The sequence below is a fragment of the Pedobacter sp. 01T416_2 genome (assembly GCF_056398925.1).
The window spans coordinates 1-11,818 of record NZ_JBFTQI010000083.1 but is presented as its reverse complement, the minus strand read 5'-3'; the positions used below and the strand labels follow the sequence as shown (position 1 = coordinate 11,818).

Sequence of the window (11,818 nt, the reverse complement as noted above, 5' to 3'; positions counted from 1 at the left end):
AGAGTGGATCGATCACCTGAACCAAAAATTTAACCGCGAATTTTTTATTGTGGCCGAAGATTGGAATGTGGTGGATAGGGAAGGACAATTAAAATATATTGAGATTACAGGTGGGCGGACCCAAATATTTGATTCGCTTTTGCACCATAATTTTTTCCTGGCGAGTAAGGACGAGGAATTTGATATGCGGACGATTTTTGATGGAACCCTGGTTCAGGTAAAGCCAGATCTGGCCGTAACATTTGTTGATAATCATGATTCGCAACCTTTGCAGGCACTGGAATCTTACGTCGATTTTTGGTTCAGACCTTTGGCTTATGCTATCATTCTGTTGCGTGTACAGGGTATTCCGTGTTTGTTCTTTCCTGATCTGTATGGAGGGATTTATGATGATAAAGACAAAGAAGGTGATGAGGTACATGTGGAGCTGGTCGCAATTCCTGCAGTAGAAACCATGAGTAAAATTCGTACGGCCTTAGCCTACGGTGAGCAACGCGATTATTTTGACCACGGCATTTGCGTAGGATGGACCCGTGCTGGTGATGAGGAACATGAAAATAGTGGCTTGGCAGTATTGTTAAGCACGGGAGAAGAAGGGTATAAAGAAATGGAAATCGGTAAACACTTTGCCGGAAAAACCTTTGTTGATGCTTTAGGTTACAGACAACAAGAAGTAACCATTGATGAAAATGGTTGGGCGGAGTTTCATTGCAATGCGGGAAGTGTATCGGTGTGGGTATTGAAAGGGGGGTAGGGCTCAATAAATCGTCATTGCGAGGCACGAAGCAATCTTAATGCACTCGCTGGTAGCGATCGTTGTAAGATTGCGTCGTCGGCTGAAAAAGCCTTCTCGCAATGACGATTTTTTATTACCTACAAAAAGTTATCCTCAGCCCTGTAAGCAGAAATAACAGCCAATTCGCCTTCTTTTCCACCTTTCGAATTGCCATGCTCCATGCCCATCACACCTTTATAACCTTTTTTATGCAGGTGTTTAAATAGATTTTTATAATTGATTTCGCCGGTTGTAGGTTCTTTTCGGCCCGGATTATCACCAATCTGGATGTAGGCAATTTCATCCCAGCAACGGTCGATGGTTTTAATTAAGTCGCCTTCTGTACGTTGCATGTGATAAATATCGTAAAGGATTTTACACGAAGGACTTTTAACGGCTTTACAAACCGCATAGGTTTCATTTGTTTTTTGCAGGAAAAGCTCTGGGGTATCGCTCAAGGTTTCTAAAACCATAATCAAACCGTGGGGTTCGAAAATTTCTGCTCCGGCACGCATGGCATCAATTACGTTAGCAAATTGATTGCCATAAGGCAGGTTGCGTTCATAAAACCCAGGTACAACGGTAAGCCATTTTGCATTACAACGTTTTGCGGCTTCAACCGATTTTTTGCAGGTTTCTACAAATTTGTCTTTAAATTCCTTTTTGCCAGTGGTTAAAGAGGTTTTCCAGTTATCGCCTCCATCTACCACAAAAACGCCCATGCGCATACCCAGTTTCGCCAGGAGGTTTCCAATTTTTTCCTGTTCTTCTACTGAACGGTTTAGGTAGCCGTTATCTTCGATAGAACGGAAACCTTTATCGTACATAAATTGGATCTGATCTAAAAAACTCTTGCCCGCATGATTTTCGAACATGCCCTGGTGTGGGGCATAATCCATGTTAAAAACCTTATCACTTAACGTATTTTGCTTTTCAGCTGCAAAGGTGTTGGTAATTCCGGCTCCTGTAGTTATTGCACCAGCAGTTAATAAGCTGTTTCTTATAAATTCACTTCTTTTCATCGGTTTGGTTTTAAACGGATAGATATTAATGTGTAATTAATTTTTTGAACCCTGTAGTTAAGGTATCAGCCACTTTGCCATCTTTTTGATGGTACACAAAATAAGCTTCGAGGTTTTTTCTGCTTTCTACAAAGGCGATGGCATCTTTAAGGTGCATGGCCATTAAGGCATTATCGTAGCCATCGGCTGTAATGGCATCATTAGCGTACACTGTTACGCTGATCATTTCATTATCTAGCGGATAACCTGTTTTGGGATCGATCAGGTGTGAAATCTTTTTCTTTCCGCTCTGGTGAAATTTACGGTAATTACCAGAGGTGGTGATTGCTCCTGAATTTATCGCAGCGATATGCCTGATCACAGGCGTTCCATCCTTATCCGGGCCTTCAATACCGATTTTCATGGTTTCGCCATTGGGTTTAGGTCCTGAAATCCGAATTTCGCCCCCTAGTTCGGCCACATACTGTTTAATTCCTTTTTTTTCGAGATAAGCGGCAATTAAATCAACACTATAACCCTGGGCAATTCCGTTTAAATCGATCTGCACACAGGGCTTTAGTTTGCTTAATAAACCATTCTTTAATTTTAGGTTTTTCATGCCTACGCAGGCGAGTATCGATTTAATGACTGCTGGATCGGGCTCGTTTTTAGCTTCTTTTGGCCCAAAACCCCAGGCTTGTACCAATGGAGCAACCGTAATATCGAAAACACCTTTTGTATCCCGATTGATCTCAAAACTCCTTTTGAGCACATCATTTATAAAACGGTCGGTTTTGATTTCTTTTTTAGCAGCATTAAATTGATTTATCAATGATCCCTTTTTGTAAAGCGACATCGATAAATCAATTTCGTTTAATAAACTATCTATACCTGCCTTAGTGGCTAAACTATCAGTGGCATAGTACATTATAGCATAATCGGTTCCCTGCGCATAACCATTGATTTTGTATTGCCTCACTTCTTTTTTCAAGGAGAAAGCAAAAATCAGTGGTAAAAGGAAAAGCAAAAACCTATAACGCATCAGTTTAGTTTTAAATCACCTTTGCTTGTCCAGGCATGGCGATAGGGTATAATCCTTTTTCATCAGGCATTAACCTTGGGTTCGCATCCCATGCAAAACGCTCTGGCATTAAACTGATGTTCGAAGCTAAAGCCTCATCCCATTTAATGGTTTGACCAGAGTAAGTAGCATAACGGCCGATAATTGCAGAGAATGTGCTGGTTGCAGCATAGTCTACATTACTGAATTTATATTCTCCCTTAGAAACCGCATCGAACAGTTCGTCGTGTTCTGTTTGGTAAGGATTTGCGTTTCCTTTGGTATTGTGGTTATATAGCTCTTTGCCACTGTAATCTTTCATAATGGCCTGATTGCTGCCTGAAAGATAAATCTTGCCTTTGGTACCTTGAAAAGATTCATCCACACGATTACTGATACCCTCGAAATGTCGGCACTGGCTATTAATTACCGCACCATCTGCATATGTTAATTCGATGGAGTGGTTATCGTAAATCTCTCCGTAATCTTTTCCTGTTCTCCAGGCACGGCTACCTGTTCCCTGTACCGAAACTGGATGTCCGTTTTTTATCCAGTTGGCAATATCGATATTATGTACATGTTGCTCAACGATATGATCGCCGCATAACCAGTTGAAATAATACCAGTTTCTCATTTGGTATTCCATTTCGGTTTGGTTTGCTTTACGCGGACGTACCCAAACGCCACCACTGTTCCAGTATACCTGGCCCGACATGATATCGCCAATGGCACCATCGTTAATGCGTTTCATCGACTCACGATAGTTGGTCTGGTAACGGCGCTGTAAACCTACTACAACATTTAATTTTTTCTTTTTGGCTTCTTCGGCTGCGGCCAATACCTTTCTAATGCCCGGTGCATCTACAGCAACAGGTTTTTCCATGAAAACTTGTTTGTTCTGTTTAACCGCTTCTTCGAAATGGATGGGGCGGAAGCCTGGAGGAGTTGTTAATAACACTACATCTGCTAATGGGATGGCTTTTAAATAAGCATCGAAACCTACAAACTGGCGTTCTTTTGGAACATCCATCTTTGCTCCAAATTTCGAACTTAACGATTGGTAACTGCTGTCCAGGCGATCCTGAAAAGCATCGGCCATAGCCACTAGCTTAATATTGAATTTAGTGCTCAAGGCCTGGAAAGCGGCTCCTGTTCCACGGTCGCCACAGCCAATTAAGGCGATTTTAATCGTATCTGATCCTGAAGCATAAGCGCCGGCCAATGGGATACTGCTTAACATTGCGCCACCTGCGAGCATTGCTGTCGCTTTTAAAAAATCGCGACGATCTTGTTGGTTGATTGGTTTTTTCATGTGTTTAGTTTTTATTTTGGTTAGATAGTGTCGGTTAAAAGTCTTTTATAGGTTGTTTATTATAATAAGCATCAATTTCGGCTTTTGATGGCGTTTTAGCTGGTCGTACTAAACGCATGCCTACAAATGGCGCTTCGGGGAACCACCAATTGCTTTTCGGAATCTGTGGATCTAATTGTTTCCATGATGGATCAGACGCTAACCTAACTGTTGATGTCAGGTTGTTCGGTATTTCATCATAAGAGCCACCGCGAACTACATTTGGGTAGAGTTTTTCGGGTACTGCCACAGGGTTTTCTGCAGTTTTATCCTTGCTTTGACTATAGAAATCAGCGATATATTGGTCGTAAGTCCATTCGCTAACGTTTCCGTACATATCAAATAATCCCCATGCATTTGGTTTTTTTTGCCCTACCTGATGAGTTTTATTGTCGCTATTGTCTTTATACCAGGCATAATCTCCTAATTTGGTTGCATCATTGCCGAAAGAATAATTGGTTTCTGTACCTGCTTTACAGGCATATTCCCATTCGGCTTCTGTTGGTAAACGGTAGAAAATACCTGTACGCACATAAAGCCATTTGCAAAACTGGATGGCATTATATTGTGTCATTGCTACCGCTGGCTGATGCTCTTTACCCATGCCAAAAGTCATATCGAGATAAGGTTTTGTGGGTCTGGTTACCGCATCCACCTCGGCTGGAATAGCACTTATGCTGGCTTGTTTTTCGTAATCGCGATAAAGAAAGGGTTCGAAAATATCCCAGGTTACTTCATGTTTTCCAATCCAGAAAGCATCGAGTTTAACCTCGTGAACGGGTTGTTCATCAGGTTTCCCTGTTTTACTTCCCATCTTAAATTTGCCTGCTGGTATAGCCTGCATGTCGAATTTTAATTTTGTTCCATTAATGGATTGTGTGTACGAGTCACTAGAAGTTTGTGCTGAAATCTGCGCACAAGGATAGGAGATTAATGCTGCGGCAATTAACTTTTTAAACATAATTTTTGGTTAGACACACTTATTTTCTAGGTGTTTATCTGGTTACTTTCTGAAATGCTAAAGTAAATAACCACATTTAAAACAAAGAAAACTTATGTAACAATAAAGGTAAGAAATGTAACATTAAAAGTCAAATTGACAATTAAAGCTATCGTCATCCTGAACTTGTTTCAGGATCTAATTGGCGAAGATCTTTTAAATCGATATCACTTGTAATTATTTGACTAATAACCTGAGTTCGATTAATGTTTAAAAATTAATGTACTTCATTAGGACGAATTGGCTAGCCGTTCGTCATGCTGAATTTATTTTATTAGCAGTTTTTATTGTTTTAAAGGCCTAATAGCTACTTCGTGGTCAGCATCTTTCCTGTTAAACCGTCTTGCTATAAAGACCCTGAAACAAGTTCAGGGTGACGACCGTTCATGTAAGGCGCCAAATAACCCAAATTAAAGCACATTATTAATCGAACTCAGGTTAATAGTATTATAGGTGAAAGGTTTTTTTGCACATAAGGAATATAAGGTCATTTAAGCTTATATTTCTTATATCGTTTGTTTTGCATTTTGATGCATCATCATTGCAAGCTGAGTTACCTCCTATCGGTAACTTTATTACTCAGGTTGGTATAACCAATCAATGTATCCCAGCGCGCACCGGGGCGGCGATAATAAACAAAGATCTGATAGCTGTTTTCGGTCTGGAAGAATGCACCTTCGAAAGGTTTGCTTTCCATTACCTTGGTGTCTTTATTAAACCAGGCAAACTCATAATCATATAGGCCCTGTTTAAGTATAACATTACCGTAAAACTGTTTCCTGTTGGCATCATATAACAGTTTATTTTCATTGCTCATGGTGTAATTATTAAACCGGCCAACAACATAAGCATCGCCATTTGGGCTGGGTGCCGGAGCATTTAATGTAAATAAAACACTCATGTATTCTGCTTCTGTTTTATCGTCACGTCCGTCGGTATTGCGGATAAAAAAGTTTCCGTTTTCATCGTACTGATTGGCAAATGCACCAACAGTTCTGGGGGCATCCTGAAAAAGCATCACGTTTACGGATTGATTATCGCGATAAATATCTTTAACATTATCAGCCTTGTAACGCAAACTCCTTGTATCAAATTTTCTAAATTCGTTGTCTCCCCAAAAATCATTCGTATTGAGATCGTTATAAACCAATTGGTTTGGTCTTACAAAAGATGGTTTCGTGTTAACCTGGATCGTATTGGCATTGAAGTTTTGCATCACTACTGCTTTTATATCCTGGTAGGGGTTCGGGATGGGAAAAGCATGGTTAATGGTGAAATTGATTTTTTGCTTGTAGTTTCTGTTTTCAACCTGCATGGAATTGTTTACTTCTGCCGCTACGGCAACCTGACTATCGAGGATGTAGAAGCGTTGCGAAATAACAGGTTGGTTTTTATCGCCATCTAAATAAACTTTTAACACATAATTACCCCCAATTTTCGGCTGTATTTGGGTATTGGGTAAACTGATTTCGTAATGGGTATATTTTCTTGTGGTGTTGGAAGAATAGCGATAATTGATGATGCGATCGTCGTTAAAACTTCCTAGATAATCGATGCTCGAAATTTTCGAAGTCTCCCATTCTGCGGTACAATGCTCAATGGTATACCAGTAGTTTTTGGTGCCTGCAAGTAAATCGTCGAACGAAAAAGTTATCGTTTCTGAAGAATTGAGCATAATTACAGGTAGGCTCTGCTCTTTATTGCTGTTATAGCAAAGTACAGTTTTAATATTTGGAAGATAAATTTTATTTCCGTTGGTAAACGTTTTGTCGTTTTGCGCGAAGGCCAGGGTAGAAATGAAAAATAAAATCGGAATTAATATTTTCTGCATGGCTAAAAGTAAAGTTTTATTGGGAAGTGGCAAAATGGATATACTGTTATGCTTATTCGTGGTGTCAGATATTTTTATCTGACACTAAATGATAACTGAATAAACAATTTATTTAATGCTAATCTGTCCATCAGTCAGATGGTAACATCTGACTGCACATTAGATGGTTGCCACGGAAACACGGATGGACACGGAAGATTCCAGTGCCTCGTCAAGCTCAACATCGGAGGCTCTATTAGCACGATCGTCATTCCCGCGCAGGCGGGAATCTTATCCGTGGTGTCAGATATTACTATCTGGCGCTAAATGATGAATTTCATAAACAAAGCCAGATGGTAACATCCGTTGGCATACTTAGGTTGCAGATGCTTCGTGCCTCAGCATGACATAGTCTTAAATGTTGTTTCCGTGTTTCTGCGCTTCCGTGGCAACAAAAAAAGCCACAGAATTTCTGTGGCCTTAATATGCTTTAATAGGGGGCTAAAACTATCCTTCCAGCTCCATAATCTCAGCAGCTAAACTTTCCCATTTATTTTGGCTATTGTCTAACTCCTGTTTTGTCGCTAAATAACGTTTGTTGGCTTCTGCTAATTTATCGGCTTTGGCATAAACATTCTCATCAGCCAATTCTGCTTCAATATTTTTAACGTTCTGCTCCAGTTCGGTAATCAGCTTTTCTGTTTTTTGCAGTTCGTCGTTCAGCTTTTTTAATTGGTTGGCTGTATTTGGCGTAACAACTTTTGGCTGTTCCTTTTTCTCAGGCATTTTAACCGGAATGGGTTTAGCCACAGGAATTATTCTTTTGCTATTCCATTCTTCATATTCGGCATAAGTACCAGGATACTGTTTAATTTTTCCGCCTTCGATAAACCAGATTTTGTTGGCCACATTATCTAAGAAATACCTATCGTGAGATACTGCAATAAAAGTACCTTCAAACTGCTCTAATGCTTGAATCAGGATATTAACCGATTGGATATCCAAGTGGTTGGTAGGCTCATCCAGAATCAGGAAATTCGAATCTGTTGTTAATGATTTAGCCAGGGCCACACGCGATTTTTCTCCTCCCGAAAGCACTTTGATTTTTTTGAAAACATCATCGCCGGTAAAAAGGAAACAACCTAAAATACTACGTAATTCGGTATCGCTATGTTTTGGGGCAAATGCCTGTAATTCTTCTAAAATCGAATTTTCTAAATGCAGTGATTCTAATTGATGCTGCGCAAAGAAAGTGGTGGTAACATTATGACCAGTTTCACAGAAACCTTCGAATTTTTYGGTTCCGGCAATCATTCTCAATAAAGTAGATTTACCCTTACCGTTTGCACCGATCAAGGCAATTTTATCACCTTTTTCAATTACACCTTCTGCATCATCTAAAATATGCACATTTGGATAGCTCTTATTGGCGTGCTCTATACGCACCACGTGCCTGCCTGATGGTTTAGAAAATTTGAAAGCGAAATTTACGGTCGGATTATCATCATCTACATCATCAATACGCTCCATCTTATCTAAAGCTTTCATCCGCGATTGTGCCATTTTAGCCTTACTCGCCTTCGCTTTAAAACGCTCAATTAAACGCTCTTCCTGCTTTATTTTAGCCTGTTGGTTTTTAAATTCGCCCTTTTGAATTTCCCCACGTAAGGCTTTTTCTTCAACATAGAAGCTATAGTTACCCGCATATACGGTTAATTTTCCTTTGCGCGATTCGACTGTACGGTTTACAATTTTATCTAAGAAATACCTATCGTGAGATACGATTACAATGGCACCTTCAAAACCCATTAAATAGTTTTCCAACCATTTAATAGAAGGTAAATCCATGTGGTTGGTAGGCTCATCCAGCAATAGGATATCAGGAGTTTGCAGTAATATTTTAGCCAGCATTACACGCATACGCCAACCTCCCGAGAAGGTATTTAACGGGCGCAATTGGTCTGCTGTACTAAAACCTAAACCAGCTAAAATTTCGTTTGCCCTGTATTCGATGTTATAGCCATCTAAAGCTTCAAACTCTTGCTGTTTATCGCTTAATTTAAATAAAATCTCTTCGCTATAATCCGTTTCGATTTTTTTAAGCAGTTCCTCAATCTCATCATGCAATTGGTTTTGGCGCTCAAAAGCTTCCATGGCCACATGCAAAATGCTATGGTGCGAATCGTAAGAAAGTAAATCCTGGTTTAGGTAGCCAATTTTCAGGTCTTTAGACATGGAAACAGTACCCGAACTCGGTGCATATTCGCCTACAATTATTTTTAAAAGTGTTGATTTTCCTGTTCCATTGGCTCCGATTAAGCCAGCTCTGTCGCCAGGTTTAATGTGCCAGTTCGCGTCATCGTACAAGGCCCTTGAGCCAATCAGGAAGGTTAAATTATTTATTGAAATCATTTCGGCTGCAAAAGTACGAAATTTAAAGGCTTTTTTCAGGTCGAAAATCAAATAGGATAAGCCAGTGGTTTTGCTTTAGCTTTTTGGAAAAGCAATACAGCAACCGTTTAAGGCTTGTCCTTTGTTAATAGCGCTATTTATTTTCTCCCGTTTCTTCCAGCTTGCCTTCTTTATTTCTTTTCAGTTTCACAATCGGTTTTTCTTGTGTGCCTGTTACGCTCAATGGGATGCCAAATAAACCAAAAGGAGGGAGGCCTAAGCGGCCGCTCAAGTTTAACCTGCCATCGAAGCTCACCTGACCTTCGAAACGTGGCCTGAAACCTGCCACCTTCATTTTGGTCTGTTCGATGGTGATAATATTGTTTTTGATGGTCGATTTTATCTGAACATCAGATAAATCAGGATTGGTTAAACTGTCTCTTTTTGTCTCTTTACTCACGGCATTCATCATTTTGAAGCCCATTAAACTTACTTTTTTCAAGCTCAGTACGCCTCCGCCTTTCAACGATGGATATACCGGAAACATTTCTGCATTCAGTTTTCCTGAGAGTTGATAATCTAAGCCAACGACACCTTTTACTTTCGATGCCGAGCTGGCCATTTCTCTAAACAGCTTAATTTCTTTGTAGGCCCTTGCGATATCAAATTCTTTAGCGGTAAGGTGGAAATCGAATAAGCCTGTTTTTGTACTTGTGCTCTTGTAATTCGCATCCATATCAACCTGTGCCCCCGCAATATTGAAACCCGCTTGTTTTAGGGCAAGTGTTCCATTATTTAAAGACATTGTTCCTTTTGCATTCTTAATATTTAGGCCGTTATAAATAACATCAGCAACATTTGCAGCAAAATTAACATTCAAATTATCGGGGATAATGATCACACCCTTTGCTGTGGTCGAAGTTGTTTTAGGTGTATTGTCTGCATAAACCATAAATTCATCCGCATATATTTTTTTACTGATCAATTTAAAATCGCCTGTAAGCTTGGCTTTTTCATTTAAAACGTAATTAATTACATTGCTTAAGCTTCCATTCAGTTGAAAATCAGACTGCCCATAGGTAGCATTGAATTTATCAAAATTCATTTTATCCTGATGAAAAGAAAATACACCGTCTTTGATTAAAAAGCTTTTGGGGAATAAATCTGATTGAAGATTTAAGTCTTTAATGCCTAAACTGCCGCTATTTTGTAATTTGTTGTATCTACCGGCGAGTGCATCACTTTGTAATCCTTTAAATAAAACATCTGTGAAAATTAAACCGTTAACCTGATAACCTTTTACCCCGAATAGCTTATATATTTTGCCAATGTCTATTGTTCCTTTTGATGAAACACTATAAGCAATATTTTCGAAATTATGCACATTGGCCTTCAGTGTAAAAGGCTGCCCGCCCATTCGAAAGGAAATGGGTTTAATGTTTAATTTGGTGTTTTTTAAAGTGCCATCGTTGTTGGTTAAATCGGCATCAACCTGGATGTTGTCCATGGCATAATTAAAGTTTCCTGTCACTATTCTACCATTGTTAAGTTTAATGGATGCCGTGGTAACAGGAAAAAGCTTTTTCGCTTTATTAAAAGGGCCATTGCTTTGCAGATCAATATTCAATAAGCCATTCAGTTCGTAACCTTTTATCGGGTAAATATTCTTCAGATCGTCAAAATTGATTACCGATTTAAGCTGAACAGTCAAAGGCATATTTTCTGCGGTCTGCAATTTTGCATACCCTTTGATATAATTCCTTAAGGCCTGGATATCGATGTTCTCGATAGATAATTTAGTGCTTTTGTAATTTCCATCAGTATTTGAACCAAGTACATCAAAATTGATTTTATTGATAGCAATGGGCAAAGCCGAATATTTAAAATAACCATTGTTTAAGGCTACTTTTAATGAAAACTTGGGTACGGTTGCAATTACAGTATCAACCTGCCTTATGCCAGAGTGGACAAGTTTTTTGCTGTATTTTCCATCTGCATTAATGTTCATATTTAATCTGCCTTTTAGTTGTAGGGCATCCAGGTTAACAACTTTTGCCCATTTTTCTAAGTCGATATTCGAGCGGGTATCTGTGTAGATTTCGGGTTCTTTAAAACCCTTTATTTTTGTAACTGAGGCCACGTAATCTTTCCCGATATTGAAGTAAAGACTGTCCATATTAATCAATAGGCTATCCGTATTCAAGCCAGGAAGTTTTGTTTTTAAATTTAAAAATAGGTTACTGATCGGCTCTGGCGCATTTGGATTGGAAATTGAACCATCTCTTACTTTCATATTAAACGAAAGCGTAGGCATGCTGTGCGTGGCGGCAATGTATTTCCCGATTAAAGAAGCATCAATCTCTGCATAACCTTTAACTTTTGTTTTTTGTAGTTTATCGGCAATTTCTGAAGGTAGTGCAGTGAAAATGT

At 39.3% G+C, this 11,818-nt stretch carries 8 protein-coding genes; 1 reads left to right on the top strand and 7 read right to left on the bottom strand.

Features of this window, described 5'->3' with window-relative positions; translation table 11 throughout:
* On the top strand, nt 1-754 hold a 754-nt coding region (locus AC1DPQ_RS05640), incomplete at its 5' end, for an alpha-amylase domain-containing protein (RefSeq protein ID WP_477608337.1).
* A gap of 119 nt (nt 755-873) precedes the next feature.
* On the opposite strand, the gene AC1DPQ_RS05635 is transcribed toward AC1DPQ_RS05640, so the two are convergent.
* The 7 genes from AC1DPQ_RS05635 to AC1DPQ_RS05605 form a co-directional block, all read right to left on the bottom strand.
* Nucleotides 874-1,797: a hydroxypyruvate isomerase family protein gene (locus AC1DPQ_RS05635; RefSeq protein ID WP_477582039.1), complete on the bottom strand. Its 924-nt coding sequence runs from the start codon at nt 1,795-1,797 to the stop codon at nt 874-876.
* Between the two features lie 25 nt (nt 1,798-1,822).
* On the bottom strand, nt 1,823-2,818 hold the full coding sequence (locus AC1DPQ_RS05630; protein WP_477582038.1) for an FAD:protein FMN transferase: 996 nt from the start codon (nt 2,816-2,818) through the stop codon (nt 1,823-1,825).
* A 10-nt stretch (nt 2,819-2,828) separates the two neighbouring features.
* Entirely contained in the window at nt 2,829-4,148 is a 1,320-nt protein-coding gene (locus AC1DPQ_RS05625; protein ID WP_477582037.1) for a Gfo/Idh/MocA family oxidoreductase, read from the bottom strand.
* A 34-nt stretch (nt 4,149-4,182) separates the two neighbouring features.
* Nucleotides 4,183-5,148: a formylglycine-generating enzyme family protein gene (locus AC1DPQ_RS05620; RefSeq protein WP_477582036.1), complete on the bottom strand. Its 966-nt coding sequence runs from the start codon at nt 5,146-5,148 to the stop codon at nt 4,183-4,185.
* A gap of 592 nt (nt 5,149-5,740) precedes the next feature.
* Complete coding sequence (locus AC1DPQ_RS05615; RefSeq protein WP_477582034.1) at nt 5,741-7,018, bottom strand: type IX secretion system plug protein; 1,278 nt, start codon at nt 7,016-7,018, stop codon at nt 5,741-5,743.
* Nucleotides 7,019-7,504: 486 nt separating this feature from the next.
* Nucleotides 7,505-9,409 carry an ABC-F family ATP-binding cassette domain-containing protein gene (locus AC1DPQ_RS05610; RefSeq protein ID WP_477608335.1) on the bottom strand — a complete coding sequence of 635 codons (1,905 nt, stop codon included), beginning with the start codon at nt 9,407-9,409 and terminating at the stop codon, nt 7,505-7,507.
* Between the two features lie 133 nt (nt 9,410-9,542).
* The coding region (locus tag AC1DPQ_RS05605) for an AsmA family protein (RefSeq protein WP_477608333.1) at nt 9,543-11,818 on the bottom strand (2,276 nt) is incomplete at its 5' end.